At 72.4% G+C, this 14,729-nt stretch carries 11 protein-coding genes; 6 read left to right on the forward strand and 5 right to left on the reverse strand.

Features of this window, described 5'->3' with window-relative positions; genetic code table 11:
* The first annotated feature begins 4 nt into the window (after positions 1-4).
* The 3 genes from ABZZ79_RS09385 (at position 5) to ABZZ79_RS09395 (ending at position 2,824) form a co-directional block, all read left to right on the forward strand.
* A complete protein-coding gene (locus ABZZ79_RS09385; protein ID WP_356688153.1) occupies positions 5-1,297 on the forward strand; it encodes an alpha/beta fold hydrolase in 1,293 nt (430 codons plus the stop codon).
* Between the two features lie 62 nt (positions 1,298-1,359).
* Positions 1,360-1,995, forward strand: coding sequence for an MBL fold metallo-hydrolase (locus tag ABZZ79_RS09390; RefSeq protein WP_356688155.1), 636 nt, complete (start codon positions 1,360-1,362; stop codon positions 1,993-1,995).
* A gap of 46 nt (positions 1,996-2,041) precedes the next feature.
* A complete protein-coding gene (locus ABZZ79_RS09395) occupies positions 2,042-2,824 on the forward strand; it encodes an exodeoxyribonuclease III (RefSeq protein WP_356688157.1) in 783 nt (260 codons plus the stop codon).
* 102 nt (positions 2,825-2,926) lie between these two features.
* Here ABZZ79_RS09395 and ABZZ79_RS09400 read toward each other — a convergent pair whose 3' ends face one another.
* Positions 2,927-4,654, reverse strand: a complete 1,728-nt coding sequence (locus ABZZ79_RS09400) for an SGNH/GDSL hydrolase family protein (RefSeq protein WP_356688294.1) — start codon at positions 4,652-4,654, stop codon at positions 2,927-2,929.
* 226 nt (positions 4,655-4,880) lie between these two features.
* On the opposite strand from ABZZ79_RS09400, the gene ABZZ79_RS09405 reads away from it, so the two are divergent.
* Both ABZZ79_RS09405 and ABZZ79_RS09410 read left to right on the forward strand, forming a co-directional pair.
* A complete protein-coding gene (locus ABZZ79_RS09405; protein ID WP_356688159.1) occupies positions 4,881-5,327 on the forward strand; it encodes a DUF6278 family protein in 447 nt (148 codons plus the stop codon).
* A 108-nt stretch (positions 5,328-5,435) separates the two neighbouring features.
* Positions 5,436-6,179 carry an amino acid ABC transporter ATP-binding protein gene (locus tag ABZZ79_RS09410; protein ID WP_356688161.1) on the forward strand — a complete coding sequence of 248 codons (744 nt, stop codon included), beginning with the start codon at positions 5,436-5,438 and terminating at the stop codon, positions 6,177-6,179.
* Positions 6,180-6,425: 246 nt separating this feature from the next.
* On the opposite strand, the gene ABZZ79_RS09415 is transcribed toward ABZZ79_RS09410, so the two are convergent.
* Positions 6,426-7,994 carry an alpha/beta fold hydrolase gene (locus ABZZ79_RS09415; RefSeq protein WP_356688163.1) on the reverse strand — a complete coding sequence of 523 codons (1,569 nt, stop codon included), beginning with the start codon at positions 7,992-7,994 and terminating at the stop codon, positions 6,426-6,428.
* 175 nt (positions 7,995-8,169) lie between these two features.
* The gene (locus ABZZ79_RS09420; RefSeq protein ID WP_356688165.1) at positions 8,170-8,925 is read right to left on the reverse strand and encodes a hypothetical protein; all 756 of its coding nucleotides are present in this window, start codon (positions 8,923-8,925) and stop codon (positions 8,170-8,172) included.
* A gap of 74 nt (positions 8,926-8,999) precedes the next feature.
* Between ABZZ79_RS09420 and ggt the strand changes: the two genes are divergently transcribed.
* Entirely contained in the window at positions 9,000-10,805 is a 1,806-nt protein-coding gene (gene ggt / locus ABZZ79_RS09425; RefSeq protein WP_356688167.1) for a gamma-glutamyltransferase, read from the forward strand.
* Positions 10,806-10,940: 135 nt separating this feature from the next.
* On the opposite strand, the gene ABZZ79_RS09430 is transcribed toward ggt, so the two are convergent.
* Both ABZZ79_RS09430 and map read right to left on the reverse strand, forming a co-directional pair.
* Complete coding sequence (locus ABZZ79_RS09430; RefSeq protein WP_356688169.1) at positions 10,941-13,487, reverse strand: ATP-dependent Clp protease ATP-binding subunit; 2,547 nt, start codon at positions 13,485-13,487, stop codon at positions 10,941-10,943.
* Between the two features lie 398 nt (positions 13,488-13,885).
* Entirely contained in the window at positions 13,886-14,713 is an 828-nt protein-coding gene (map, locus tag ABZZ79_RS09435) for a type I methionyl aminopeptidase (protein WP_356688171.1), read from the reverse strand.
* Between the last annotated feature and the right edge of the window lie 16 nt (positions 14,714-14,729).

Raw genomic sequence — 14,729 nt, forward strand, 5'->3', positions numbered from 1 at the left:
ACGAGTGAGCGAGACACCACCGAACACCCTGCAGTACCGCCTCGAAGGGCCGGAAGACGCCCCCGTTCTGATCCTCGGACCGTCACTGGGGACGACCTGGCACATGTGGGACCGCCAGGTTCCGGAACTGGCCCAGCAATGGCGCGTCTTCCGGTTCGACCTCCCGGGCCACGGCGGAGCGCCCGCGTACCCCGCGGGCTCGGTCGCGGACCTGACCGCACGGCTGCTGGCCACGCTCGACGGGCTCGGCGTACAGCGGTTCGGCTTCGCGGGCTGCGCGCTGAGCGGTGCCGTCGGCATCGAGCTGGCACTGCGTCACCCCGAGCGCCTCGCCTCGCTGGCGCTGATCGCGGCCTCGCCGCGGTTCGGCACGGCCGACGAGTTCCGCCAGCGCGGGGTGATCGTCCGCACGAACGGGCTCGACCCGATCGCACGCACCTCGCCCGAGCGCTGGTTCACCGCCGGATTCGCCGCCGCGCAGCCCGCCATCACCGACTGGGCGGTGCAGATGGTCCGCACCACCGACCCCGGCTGCTACATCGCGGCCTGCGAGGCGCTCGCCGCCTTCGACGTACGCCCCGAGCTGACCCGGGTCGGCGTGCCGACGCTGGTCCTGGTCGGTTCCGAGGACCAGGTCACCGGTCCCGCCGAGGCACGCACCCTGGTCGCCGGGATCCCGGACGCCCGGCTGGCCGTCGTACCGGGCGCCTCGCATCTGGTGCCGGTGGAGCAGCCCGCTGCCGTCACCGACCTGCTGCTGCGGCACTTCTCCACGGCCTGGCAGCCCGCCCAGGACTCCGGCACCGGCCAGTTCCCGATGCCGCTCGCCCCGGCCCAGCCGTTCCTGGTGCCGGCGCAGTCCGCGCCGATCGCCGAGCTCGCCCCGCCCCCGGCCCGGCCCGAGGCGGGCGGCCGGGCCGACGCCTACGAGACCGGGCTCAAGGTGCGCCGCGAGGTGCTCGGCGACGCGCACGTGGACGCGACCCTGGCCCAGGCCGACGACTTCGCGGCCGACTTCCAGGACCTCCTCACCCGGTACACCTGGGGCGAGATCTGGGACCGGCCCGGCCTGGACCGCCGGGCCCGCAGCTGCGTCACGCTCACCGCGCTGGTCGCGGGCGGGCACCTGGACGAGCTCGCCGTGCACACCCGCGCCGCCCTTCGCAACGGCCTCACCCCGGCCGAGATCAAGGAAGTGCTGATGCAGGCGGCCGTGTACTGCGGGATGCCCGCGGCGGGCAGCGCGTTCCGGGTCGCGCAGCAGGTCATCCGGGAGGAGACCACCCTCCAGGACTGAGGCTCCCGGGCGGGCACGAGGGCGGTGGGCGCGGTCCGGACCCGCGCGGCAGGATGGTGGTCATGAAGCTCACCAAGATGTCGCACGCCTGTGTCCGCCTGGAGAAGGACGGCCGCACCCTCGTCCTGGACCCGGGCATGTTCACCGAGCGGGACGCCGCGCTCGGCGCGGACGCGATCCTGGTCACCCACGAGCACCCCGACCACTTCGACGAGGGCCGCCTGCGCGCCGCCCTCGAGGCGAACCCGGCCGCCGCCGTCTGGACCCTGAAGTCCGTCGCGGACCAGCTCTCGGCGGCGTTCCCGGGCCGGGTGCACACCGTCGGGCACGGCGACACGTTCACCGCCGCCGGCTTCGAGGTCGAGGTGCACGGCGAACTGCACGCGGTGATCCACCCGGACATCCCGCGCATCACCAACGTCGGCTATCTGATCGACGGCGGCCGGGTCTTCCACCCGGGCGACGCCCTCACCGTCCCCGAACGGTCCGTGCGGACGCTGATGCTCCCGGTGATGGCGCCCTGGAACAAGATCTCCGAGGTGATCGACTACGTCCGCGAGGTGCGTCCGCAGCGTGCCTACGACATCCACGACGCCCTGCTCACCGACCTGGCGCGGCCCATCTACGACCGCCAGATCGGCGCCCTCGGCGGCGCGGAGCACCTGCGGCTGACCCCGGGCCACTCCGCCGAGGTGTGACCGTCGGGGACGGGCGTTGTCAGACCCTCCGGGTAGGTTGTGAGGCATGCGCATCGCGACCTGGAACGTGAACTCGATCACCGCCCGCCTGCCGAGGCTGCTGGCCTGGCTGGAGAGCAGTGGCACCGACGTGCTGTGCCTCCAGGAGGCCAAGGTCTCCGAGGACCTGTTCCCGTCGGACCAGCTGCGCGAGCTGGGCTACGAGTCGGCGGTCCACGCCACCGGCCGGTGGAACGGGGTGGCGGTGCTCTCCCGTGTGGGTCTGGAGGACGTGGTCAAGGGCCTGCCCGGCGACCCCGGCTACGACGGCGTGGTCGAGCCCCGTGCGGTCTCCGCGACCTGCGGCCCGGTCCGCGTCTGGTCGGTCTACGTGCCGAACGGCCGCGAGGTGGACCACCCGCACTACGCGTACAAGCTCCAGTGGTTCGAGGCCCTCAGAGCGGCCGTCGCCGGGGACGCGACCGGCAGCCGTCCCTTCGCGATCCTCGGCGACTACAACGTCGCGCCGACCGACGACGACGTCTTCGACGTGGCGGTCTTCGAGGGCGCGACCCATGTCACCCCCGCCGAGCGGGCCGCGCTGGCCTCGCTGCGGGAGGCCGGGCTGAACGACGTGGTCCCGCGCCCCCTGAAGTACGACCGCTCGTACACCTACTGGGACTACCGCCAGCTCTGCTTCCCCAAGAACCGCGGCATGCGGATCGACCTGGTCTACGGCAACGAGCCGTTCGCCAAGGCCGTCACCGACGCCTATGTGGACCGTGAGGAGCGCAAGGGCAAGGGCGCCTCGGACCACGCGCCGGTGGTCGTGGACCTGGACGTCCAGTAGGACCCCGGGCGGGGCGCGCGGTGGCCCGCCGGCCGATGGAGCCTCACGCCCGCGAGCCTGGAGGACCCCGGACCCCGGACCCCGGACCCGCGGGCGCGGGCGTCACAGCTTCCCCAGGTCCACCGAGGTTCCGAGCGCGGCCATGCCCGCGTCGCCGGGGTGCAGATGGTCCCCGCTGTCGTAGGCGGGCAGCATCCGGGACGGGTCGGCGGGGTCGCGGAGCGCGGCGTCGAAGTCGCTCACGCCGTCGAACACGCCGCTCGCCCCGGCGCGGCGGATCCAGGTGTTCAGCTCGGTCCGCTCCGCCTGGACGGCCGGTGTGCAGTAGGCGTTGCCCGCGCAGGGCAGGAGCGTCGCCGCGAGCACCCGCAGTCCGTGCTCGTGGGCGCGGTCGGCGATCTCGCTCAGGGCCGTGGCGACCTGGTCGGCGCCGATGCCGGAGATCAGGTCGTTGATGCCCTCGAAGACGAAGAGGGTGCGCACCGAGGTCTGGGCGAACACGTCCCGGTCGAGCCGGTTGAGGGCGCTGACCCCCCAGGTGGCCGTCTCGGTGCCGTCGCCGGGGTAGCGGTCCTGGGTGACGCGGTTGCCCGAGACTCCCTGGTTGAGCACCCCGTAGCGGGGGAGGACGATCTGCGTGCCGAGCCGGTCGGAGAGCACGTCGGGCCAGCGCCGGTTGGTGTCGGTGGTGGAGCGTCCGCCGTCGGTGATCGAGTCGCCGAGCGTCACCACGGAGCCCGGCCCGCCGGTGACGTCGACGCCGGTCAGCAGCGGCCAGTTGGTGATCGTCGTGGTGTACGCGGCGCCGGACACGTCGGCCGTGTGGTCGCCGGGCTCGCTGACGTACGACCGCTGCACCGCGAGGGTGTGCACGGGCAGGGCGCTCACCGTGCCTGTCAGCCGGAAGCTGACGAGCAGATTCGTGTCCTCGGGCACCTCGAAGCCGAGCGGGTCGCTGTAGACCTGGGCGCCCGCCGCCAGCGAGACGCCCGCCGAACCGTCGAAACTGAGCGGGAGCGGCGTGGTGAGGGCGTTCGCGCCCTGCTCCTGCACGGCCACGGACGCGGCGCCGATGGCCACCGGGCCCGACGCGAAGGTGTTGTCGAAGCGCAGCCGCACCCGTGGGCCGCCCGCCGAGGTGTGCACCACCAGCCGCAGCGTGCGGTCGGTCCACGGCCCCACGGCCGGGTGCCCCGAGGTGGCCACTGCCCAGGTACCGGTCCAGCCGGTCGTCGCGGGGCGCACCGACAGAGCGAGAACATGCAGATCGCGGGCCTGCGGCAGACGCACCGCGGTGACCTCACGGATGCCGTCGAGCGGTACCGTCACGACATACAGCCGTGACTTCTCGGCGAGTTGACCGCCGGGTGTGTTGACGTGCGGCAGCGCGACTGCCTTGGTGGGCAGGGGGCCGGTGCGCCAGTCGGGGGCGGTGAGGCGGTAGAGGCCGGTGGTGCCGTCGGCGTACTCGACGGTGCCGGTGCCGCTGGTGTCGGCGCCTGTGCCCGCGACGAGGAAGGCGAGCGCGTCGCCGTGACCGGTGACGCGCACCGACTGTCCGGCGGCCCGTACGTTGTCCGGCCGGCCGGGCGCGCCGCGTGACCAGGTCAGCCGGGCGCCCTGCACCGTCAGGGCGCGGCCCGGCGTCCAGCCCGCGGCGGCGAGGTCCTGGGCGGACAGCGAACCGCCCGCGCCGTCGAAGTCGGCCGCGGCGGGCCGGGCGTCGTCGCTGACGGCGGTGTTGTCGAACAGCCGCTGCAGCGGCTTCGGCAGTGGTGCCACGGTCGCCGTCGCGCTCGGCGCGTTGGGCGAGACCGCCGACGCGAGCATGACGAACACGGCGGCAACGATGATCCGGCGTCCCCGGTGTACCAACCGATCCTCCAGGTCACTGGTGGGACGAATCGGCCGCTGTGCACTGGAGCGGCGCAGGTTGAAGCTAGGAAGACGGTACGACCTCGTCAATTCCCGACGGCACGGGCCTCGGAAAATCACCCGGAAGGACTGTGCCGCGCGCCTGTGGTGCGCACGCCGGTGCGAATGTCAGTCTGGACGTATGAACATCCCGTTCCTCGGCCACCTGCGGAAGAAGCGCGGCCCGGCACGCGGTGTCGCGGTGCACACGGCCGACGGCGCCGCACCGGACCCCGAGGGGATCGGCGCGCTGCTGTCCGAGTGCGAGCTGTTGCGCTCCCACGCGGAGCGGGCGGGGGTGCGACTCGATGACACGGCTGCCTCGTTGGAGGAGCTGGACCAGTTGCTGCCCCGCTGGCGCGACGACGAGGAGACGCTGTCCTGGCTCGGCAACGACGCGGGTCTGTATCTGGGCACGGTGATCGTGCGGACCGTGCCCGGCGCGGCATGGGATCTGTGGCCGAGCGGACAGCCGGTCGTACGGCTGGCCTCCGGACGGGAGTTCGACGTCGTGACGGCAGGACACGAATGGGCGGCCAGTGGGGTGCCCGAACTGTCCCAGCTCTATGGGGAGGTCGCAGAAGCCTGAGCCGGTAATACGGCTAATGCCCGAAAAGTGCGTGTCGTTGGTCAACCCCCTTTCCGGATGGATAGTTTGCGGCAGCCACGACACGGCGATGAGTGAGTGGGGCTGGGAATGGCCGTCGATCCATTGATCGAGCTGCGTGAAGTGAACAAGTACTTCGGGGATCTGCATGTCCTTCAGGACATCGACCTCACGGTCGGCAAGGGGGAGGTGGTCGTGGTCATCGGCCCCTCCGGGTCGGGCAAGTCCACGCTGTGCAGGGCGATCAACCGGCTGGAGCCGATCCAGTCCGGCACCATCAGGCTCGACGGCGAGCCGCTGCCCGCGGAGGGCAAGGCGCTCGCGGCCCTGCGGGCCGACGTCGGCATGGTCTTCCAGTCCTTCAACCTGTTCGCGCACAAGACGGTCCTGCAGAACGTGTCGCTCGGTCAGACCAAGGTCAGAAAGCGCAAGAAGGAGGACGCCGACAAGCGTTCGCGCGAACTGCTCGACCGGGTCGGTGTCGCCGACCAGGCCGACAAGTACCCCGCCCAGCTCTCGGGCGGCCAGCAGCAGCGCGTGGCCATCGCCCGCGCCCTCGCCATGGATCCCAAGGCCCTGCTGTTCGACGAGCCCACCTCCGCGCTCGACCCGGAGATGATCAATGAGGTTCTGGAAGTCATGCAGCAACTGGCCCGTGACGGTATGACGATGGTCGTGGTCACGCACGAGATGGGCTTCGCCCGTTCCGCCGCCAACCGCGTGGTGTTCATGGCGGATGGCCGCATCGTGGAGGACCGCAGCCCCGACGACTTCTTCGGCGACCCGCACAGCGAGCGGGCCAAGGACTTCCTGTCGAAGATCCTCCACCACTGACCGGCCGGTGCGGGCCGTGCTCCCCAGCACAGCTGTGCGTGCCGCCGGAGCCGGGGTGACCCCCACCGGACGACGCGCCGCGCGGGGCCTCGACTACGATTTGACCTTCGTCCCTCCGGTGAAGGCGGTCGCGGTCGTCGCCGCCGGACCAGGGACGCTGCTGCCGGGTGGGGATCCCCCCACGGCCCCTCGACCGTAGGGGGCAGCAGCCGCGGAGAGCCAGACCCGCCCGGCGGCAGCCGGAGATCACTGCTCGCGCAGCGGGACCGTCACATAGGACGGGTCGTTCGCCGGCGAGGAGAAGGTCAGCTGCGCGCCGGTCGGGTTGTGCTCGATGTAGAGCGGGTCGACCGTGTCGACGACCAGGGCCAGCCGATGCCCTGCCGGGACGTCATAGGCCGTGGAGAACACCTCCAGGTCGAGACCGAACGGCTCCCCGGGGGTGCGCCCGTGGAAGGTGTACGGTGCGTGGCCGACCAGCTTGCCGAGGCCGAGCGGGCCCACGTCGTACAGGTACGCGACGAGGGTTCCGCTCTCCTCGGTCGCGGTCACGGTGGTGTGCAGCCGGGCGGTGCCGCGGATGTGCTGGGCCGTCGGGTACTTCTCCGACTGCCAGACGGCGGCCCACAGACGGGGGATGAGCGGGATCGACGCCATCGGCGGGAGCTTCGCCACCTGGTCGAGGAAGCTGGACAGCAGGACGATGCCGCCGCTCGCGCCCGAGTCGATGTTCGTGTGGATCGTCTTCGTGCCGGAGAGGGCGATCTTGCGGTCCGTGGCGGCGACCGACTTCCAGTCCGGATAGCCCTCGTAGCCGCCGCCCGTACGGGACTTGAGCCGCACCGGCTGCTCACGGTCGACGCCGTTGTCGGCGCCCTTGAGGTGATGGTCGAACCAGCGGCCGGTGTCGGTCCACACGTCGTTGGGCAGCCCGAACAGGCCGGTGATCTCGGCCGTGCCGTGGTCGCCGGGACGCAGCTGGAGCCGCTTCGGCCCGGTCAGCTTCTCGTAGAAGTCCGCGTACTGGCCGGGCGGGAAGACGGTGTCGCCCCAGGCGTTGGCGAGCATCACGGCGGTGCCGTTGGTGTTGAGGCGGTCGACGTAGGTCTTGGGGGAGCGCACCTTGCCCCAGGCGATCAGGTCGGACTCGTGCTGGAGGTCGGAGGCGTAGAAGTCGTCGAAGACCCCTCTGGCCTCGGGGCTCAGGCGGCCGGTGAGGGCGCCGGCGACGTCCAGCAGCCTGGCCGCCTGGACGTGCTGGGTGCGGCCGCCGTAGATGGAGTCGATCAGGTCGGCCCAGCCGCTGAGCGCGGCGACCGCCTTGACGCGCGGGTCGTGCGCGGCCGTCAGCAGGCTGATCCCGGCGCCGTAGGAGACGCCGGCCATGCCGATGTGACCGGGGTCGGCGGGGGTGTGGGCGAGCGCCCAGTCGATGACCCGGGAGGCGTCGGCCACGTCCGGCGGCCCGGCGACCTCTATCGAGCCGCCCGACTGCCAGAAGCCGCGCACGTTGTAGGTGACGACGACATAGCCGGAGTCGGCGAGCTTCTGGGCCGGGGCGAGGTACTCGACCTGGGGCAGGCCCCAGCTCGTGGGCAGCACGACGAGCGGGTGGCGGCGGCCGCCGTCGGCGCCCCGGGGCGTGACGACGTTCGCCTTGAGCACCGTCCCGCCCTGCCCGGCGATGTCGACGAACCGGACGCTGTCCGGGGCCGCCTGGGCGGCAGGGGCGAGGCCGAGGGCGCTGCCCGCGATCAGGGTCGCGGAGACTGCGCCCACGGCGGTGGCGCGCAGTGCCTTGCGGTGGGATCGCACGGGACACTCCTCACTCGACGCGCGTCAGTGGCAAAGTGACCCGACGGTAACCGCGACTCCTTACCGGAGGTAACCCATCGGTAAGTTACGTACGAGTAACGATGATGGTCGGCACACTCCGATCCGGCCTGAGGCGTCAAGAAGTCCGGCGCACGGCCCGATCCGGCCGAAGGCGTCACGAGGCCCGGTGCGAGGTGCGCGAGGCCTGGGCCGGCAGCGGCGCCTGCGCCGCGCGCGTCACGTCCGCCACCAGCTCCACCACATCGGCCCCGTACGCCTGCGAGTTGATCACCTTCAGCAGCAGCACGAAGGACCCCACCCCGTACTTGCGGGTCAACCGCTCATGGTTGCGGGCGAGATAGCGGGTCGCCGCCTGATTGGTGATCGCCCGCTGGCCGCAGAAGAGGAACACCGGCCGCGCCTCCGGGTTCTGACTGTCCGTCAATCTCGCCAGCAGCACGTACTCGGTACGGCCCGGCTCCAGCCGGTAGCGCTCGGAGCCGACCTGGAATGCGCTGCGGTCCGGCCCCGGTTCCGCGTCCACATTGATCCGTATCCCCGGCAGCATGGCCGACATGTGCGCGGTCATCCGCCGATTGGAAGCGGGCCCGCCGACGCAGAACTCGGTGCGCTCGCCGAAACCGGGCTGTGCCGTGTCCTGGGTGACGAGCTGCGCGTTCGCCCCGCAGCCCTTGATCAGTGCGGACAGCTCCAACAGGGCGAACACGTCGAAGCGGTGGACGGCCGGTTCGGCCGCCGCCGGGTCGCGGTTGACGACGAGCACGGCTTCCGCGTTCTCCGGCAGCCCGAGGAACCGCTGCTTGCGGCGCAGCCTGCGCCGCCACAGGTAGGTACGGGCGAGCCACCCCAGCGCGGCGCTGATACCGGCCGCCACGACCCCTAGAACAATGTTGCGGACGTCGTCATTCATGGGCGCGCATGCTACTTGCCCGCCGTGACCATGATGAGACTAGGCTGCTCGAACGGTCCCGACTGGAGGTGCGCATGCGTCACCCTGTCCCTGCCGCACGGAAGATGACGATTCTGGCGGTCTCGGCCGCCGTGGTGACGGTGGGGGCCGCGGCGCCACCCGCCGCACCGCCCACGCCCGTCGAGAAGGTCCCCGTCGCCTCCGGATACGGCGGCGCCGTCGCCAGTGTCGACGCGGACGCCTCCGCCGCGGGCATCGAGGTGCTGCGCAAGGGCGGCAACGCCGTCGACGCGGCCGTCGCCACCGCGGCCGCCCTCGGCGTCACCGAGCCCTACTCCGCGGGCATCGGCGGAGGCGGCTACCTCGTCTACTACGACGCCGCCTCCCGGACCGTACACACCGTCGACGGCCGGGAGACCGCGCCGCTGAGCGCCGGAGCCGACCTCTTCCTGGAGAACGGCAGACCCATCCCCTTCGCCGAAGCCGTCAGCAGCGGCCTCGGCGTCGGCGTCCCCGGCACCCCGGCCACCTGGCGGACCGCACTGGAGCGCTGGGGCAGCAGACCACTGGCCCCCCTGCTGAAGCCCGCCGAGCGCCTGGCCCGCGACGGCTTCACGGTGGACGCCACCTTCCGCGCGCAGACCGCCGCCAACGAGACCCGCTTCCGCGCCTTCCCCGACACCGTCGAGCTGTTCCTGCCCGGGGGGCGACTCCCCGTCGTCGGCTCCACCTTCAAGAACCCCGACCTGGCCCGCACCTACGCCGAACTCGGCAGCAAGGGCGTCGCCACCCTCTACCGCGGCGGCCTGGGCCGGGACGTCCTCGACACGGTCAACCACCCGCCCGTCGACCCGGCCTCGGGCTGGAACGCCCGGCCCGGCAGACTGACCGCCGACGACCTCGGGACCTACCGCGCCAAACTCCAGGCCCCGACCCGGACTTCGTACCGCGGCCTCGGCGTCTACTCCATCGCGCCCTCGTCCTCCGGCGGCACCACCGTCGGCGAGGCCCTCAACATCCTGGAGAACACCGACCTCTCGACGGCGAGCGAGGCCCGGTATCTCCACCGCTTCATCGAGGCCGGCCGCATCGCCTTCGCCGACCGCGGGCGCTGGGTGGGCGACCCCGCCTTCGAGGACGTACCGGCGAAGGAACTGCTCTCGCAGCGCTACGCCGACTCCCGCGCCTGCCTGATCGCGGACGACGCCGTCCTCACCAGCCCGCTCGCCCCCGGCGACCCGCGCGACCCGGCCGACTGCGCCGCGACGGGCACCGCGGCCCCGACGACGTACGAGGGGGAGAACACCACCCACCTCACCGTCGCCGACAAGTGGGGCAACGTCGTCGCCTACACCCTCACCATCGAGCAGACCGGCGGCAGCGGCATCACCGTCCCCGGCCGCGGTTTCCTGCTCAACAACGAGCTGACCGACTTCTCCTTCGCGCCCGCCAACCCGGCCGTGCACGACCCGAACCTGCCCGGACCGGGCAAGCGGCCGCGCTCCTCCATCTCCCCGACCATCGTGCTCGACGCGCACGACCGCCCTGTCGTGGCGCTCGGTTCGCCCGGCGGCGCGACCATCATCACCACCGTGCTCCAGACCCTGACCGGCTTCCTCGACCGCGGCCTGCCGCTCGTCGACGCCATCGCCGCGCCCCGCGCCAGCCAGCGCAACCAGACCACCACCGAACTCGAACCCGGGCTCTACGACAGCCCGTTGCGGGCACAGCTGGAGGCCATCGGGCACGGTTTCCGGCTCAACCCGGAGATCGGCGCCGCGACCGCGGTGCAGCGGCTGCCGGGCGGGAAGTGGCTCGCGGCGGCGGAGAAGGTGCGCAGGGGCGGCGGATCGGCGATGGTCGTCCACCCGACGCCCTGAAGCCCGACGTCCTGGAGCCGGCCCGACGCCCTGAAGCCCGGTCCTGGAGCCGGCCGGAGCCCTGAGGCCGGCCAGGCGTGGGGCGCGCGCCCGGCATTGCGGTGCCCGGCCCGCTCGGATCCACCTCGGGTGGTGCTACGCGTCGCCCGAGGTGTCCTGAACCCCGCTCTCCGTACGGAAGTCCAGACGTCCGTCCGTCACGTCCACCGTCACCCGGTCGCCCTCGGCGACCTTGCCGTCCAGCAGCAGCCGGGACATCCGGTTGTCGACCTCGCGCTGGATGGTGCGACGCAGCGGGCGGGCGCCGTACTCCGGCTGGAAGCCGTGGTCGGACAGCCAGTCGATCGCGGCGCCGGTGAACTCGACCGCGATGCCCTGCGCGTGCACCAGACGCCGGGTCCGCTCCAGCAGCAGGTTGGTGATCCGGTGCAACTGCTCGGGGGTGAGCCGGCGGAAGACGACGATCTCGTCGATGCGGTTCAGGAACTCCGGCCGGAAGTGGTCGCGCAGCGGGCGCAGGACGCGGTCGCGGCGTGCCTCCTCGTCGCCCTCGCCGTGCCCCGGCCCGAAGCCGATCCCGCCGCCGCCCCGGGTGACGGCCTCCGAGCCGAGGTTGCTGGTCATCACGATCACAGTGTTGGTGAAGTCGACCGTGCGGCCCTGGGAGTCGGTGAGCCGGCCGTCGTCCAGCACCTGGAGCAGGATGTTGAACACGTCCGGGTGCGCCTTCTCCACCTCGTCCAGGAGCAGCAGCGAATACGGGTGGCGGCGGACGACCTCGGTGAGCTGCCCGGCCTCCTCGTGGCCGACGTATCCGGGCGGGGCGCCCACCAGCCGGGAGACGGTGTGCCGCTCCTGGTACTCGCTCATGTCCAGCCGCACCATGCGGTCCTCGCTGCCGAACAGCGCCTCCGCCAGCGCCCGGGCCAGCTCCGTCTTGCCCACGCCGGTCGGGCCGAGGAAGAGGAAACTGCCGATCGGCCGGTCCGGGCTCCCCAGGCCCGCCCGCGAGCGCAGCACCGCGTCGGCGACGACCCGGACGGCCTCCTCCTGGCCGATCACCCGCTGGCGCAGATGCTCCTCCAGCCCGAGCAGCCGGTCCTTCTCCTCCTCGGTCAGCCTGCTGACCGGAATGCCCGTCTGGCGGGACACCACCTCGGCGATGGCCTCCGCGGTGACCTCCAGATGCTGACCCTCCTCGACCGTGCCGTCCCCGGCCGCCTCGGCGATCCGCCGCTTCAGTTCGGCGATCCGGTCGCGCAGCCGCATCGCCTCCTCGTAACTCTCGCCGGCGACAGCCTGGTCCTTGTCCCGGGTCAGCTGCTCGGCCTCGCGTTCCATCGCGCGTACGTCCGTGCCCTTGGTGCGGGCGCGCAGCCGGACCCGGGCGCCCGCCTGGTCGATCAGGTCGATCGCCTTGTCGGGCAGCCGGCGGTCGGTGAGATAGCGGTCGGACAGCTCTACCGCCGCGTCCAGCGCCTCGTCGGTGTAGCGGACCTGGTGATGGGCCTCGTAGCGGTCGCGCAGGCCGCGCAGGATCTCCAGCGCGTCCTCCGGGGTCGGCTCGGGCACCAGGATCGGCTGGAAGCGGCGGGCCAGGGCCGCGTCCTTCTCGATCCGGCGGAACTCCTCCAGCGTGGTCGCGCCGACGACATGCAGTTCGCCGCGGGCCAGCGCGGGCTTGAGGATGTTGCCCGCGTCCATCGAGCCGCCCTCGCCGCCACCGCCCGCGCCCACCACCGTGTGCAGCTCGTCGATGAAGACGATGAGTTCGCCGGAGTGGGTGCTGATCTCCTCGACGATGGAGTTCAGGCGCTCCTCGAAGTCGCCCCGGTAGCGGGTGCCGGCCACCACGCCGGTCAGGTCGAGGGCCACCACCCGGCGGCCGACCAGGATGTCCGGCACGTCCCCGTCCACGATCCGCTGCGCCAGGCCCTCCACGATGGCGGTCTTGCCGACGCCCGCGTCGCCGATCAGCACGGGGTTGTTCTTCCCCCGCCGCGACAGCACCTCGACGGTCTGCTCGATCTCCGTGTCCCGGCCGATCACCGGGTCGATCCGGCCCTGGCGCGCCTGGTCGGTCAGGTCCCGGCCGTACTTGTCGAGCGTCGGCGTCGAGGTGCCCGGCCGCCGCTCGGCCCGCGGCGGTGCCAGCTCAGGGGCCTCGGGCGGTGCGCCGCCGGGGTTGAAGTGCGCCTGGTTGAGTATGTGCCCGGCGGCGGAGTCGGGGTTCGCGGCGAGAGCGCTGAGCACATGTTCCGGGCCGATGTGCCCGGCGCCGCGCGAGCGGGCCAGCTCGTGCGCGTCGAGCAGGGCGCGCTTGGCGGCCGGGGTGAGCGACAGCGAGGTGGGCGGCGGGGCCTCGGCCGGCTGGTGCACGACCGGGCCGGACCGCTCGTCGATCTCCGTCGCGAGGGAGTCGGGGTCCGTGCCGGACCGGCTGATCAGGGTCCGGGTGGGCTCGGTGGCCAGCGCGGCGCGCAGCAGGTGCTGGGTGTCCAGGTCGCGGCTGCCGTGCTCGGCGGCGTACTGGGCGGCACCGCGCACCAGTTCCCTGGCCGGCTGGTTGAGCAGCTGGCCGATGTTGATCTGCCGGGGACCGGGTCGGGGTCCGCCGAAGAAGCGGGCGAGGAACTCTCCGAAGGCGTCGTAGCCTTCCGGACCGCTGAAACCGCTGGTCATGGCGTTCCCATCCGGCTTCCCTGCGCGGGCAGGGCCGCCCTCGCTGATCGACATGCCGGAGTCGGGTAACCCGGCCGGAAGCCGGTTACACCTGGCCGCGTTCGTAGAACACCTTCGCACGAACAGGGGCCGGGGGCACCTCCAGAGGGCCCCCGGCGGGGGGAGCGTTCGCCGCGGGACGCGGTGTCCCGCCGGGTGTACGCGGCCGGGGCCGAGGGGCCCGCCGGGCACGAGGCCGGGCCCGGGGTTCCGGACCGGTGCGGGCCGCATGGGGCCGGGGGTTGTGGACCGGTGCGGGCGGCCGGGGCCGGGGGTGGTGGACCGGTGCCGGTACTCAAGGTCAAGGCCCGGGGTTCTGGACGGGTCCACAACCCCGGGGCCGGTGGGCTCCCTGCCGCTCAGCCGGACGTCGAGCCCTCGCCCGTCCGAAGGGCCGGGCCCCGCGCCGCCGCTCCGTCCGGCCGGGCCGTCAGGACGCGTGGCCCGTCGGCCGTGATCGCCACCGTGTGTTCGGCGTGGGCCGCGCGGGAGCCGTCGTTGGTCTTCAGGGTCCAGCCGTCACCCGCCGCGTGGTAGTCGTCGCGGCCGCCCGCGACCAGCATCGGCTCGATGGCGAGGACCATGCCGGCCCGCAGCCGCAGGCCGCGGCCGGGGCGGCCCTCGTTCGGGACCGCCGGGTCCTCGTGCATACGGCGGCCGATGCCGTGTCCGCCGAAGCCGTCCGGAACGCCGTATCCGGCGGCGCGGCAGACGGAGCCGATGGCGTGGGCGATGTCGCCGATGCGGTTGCCGGGGACCGCGGCGTCGATACCGGCCGCGAGGGCGCGCTCGGCGGTCTCGATCAGACGCAGGTCCGCCGGACGGGGCCGGCCCACGGTGAAGCTGAGGGCCGAGTCGCCGACCCAGCCGTTCAGTTCGGCGCCGCAGTCGATGGAGACGAGGTCGCCGTCGCGCAGACGGTAGGCGGTCGGGATGCCGTGCACGATCGCGTCGTTCACCGAGGCGCAGATCACCGCGGGGAAAGGGGTGGGCGCGAAGGAGGGGCGGTAGCCGAGGAAGGGGGAGGACGCGCCCGCCTCGCGCAGTACGCCGCGGGCCACCTCGTCCAGTTCCAGCAGGGAGACGCCCACGTCGGCGGCCTCACGCACGGCCGTGAGAGCACGGCCGACGACCTGTCCCGCCTCGTACATCGCTTCGATCGACGCTTCCGTCTTCAGTTCCACCATGCCAATTACTATACCG

This window comes from Streptomyces sp. NPDC006458 (assembly GCF_040612135.1).
In the GTDB taxonomy this organism is placed as follows: Bacteria; Actinomycetota; Actinomycetes; order Streptomycetales; family Streptomycetaceae; genus Streptomyces.

Coding starts and splice junctions, on each gene's coding strand:
- ABZZ79_RS09405 (WP_356688159.1), top strand. CDS start 4,881: ATGAACATCCCGTTCCTCGGCCACCTGCGGAAGAAGCGCGGCCCGGCA.
- ggt (WP_356688167.1), top strand. CDS start 9,000: ATGCGTCACCCTGTCCCTGCCGCACGGAAGATGACGATTCTGGCGGTC.
- ABZZ79_RS09430 (WP_356688169.1), bottom strand. CDS start 13,487: ATGACCAGCGGTTTCAGCGGTCCGGAAGGCTACGACGCCTTCGGAGAG.
- map (WP_356688171.1), bottom strand. CDS start 14,713: ATGGTGGAACTGAAGACGGAAGCGTCGATCGAAGCGATGTACGAGGCG.
- ABZZ79_RS09400 (WP_356688294.1), bottom strand. CDS start 4,654: ATGCTCGCGTCGGCGGTCTCGCCCAACGCGCCGAGCGCGACGGCGACC.
- ABZZ79_RS09420 (WP_356688165.1), bottom strand. CDS start 8,925: ATGAATGACGACGTCCGCAACATTGTTCTAGGGGTCGTGGCGGCCGGT.
- ABZZ79_RS09390 (WP_356688155.1), top strand. CDS start 1,360: ATGAAGCTCACCAAGATGTCGCACGCCTGTGTCCGCCTGGAGAAGGAC.
- ABZZ79_RS09410 (WP_356688161.1), top strand. CDS start 5,436: ATGGCCGTCGATCCATTGATCGAGCTGCGTGAAGTGAACAAGTACTTC.
- ABZZ79_RS09395 (WP_356688157.1), top strand. CDS start 2,042: ATGCGCATCGCGACCTGGAACGTGAACTCGATCACCGCCCGCCTGCCG.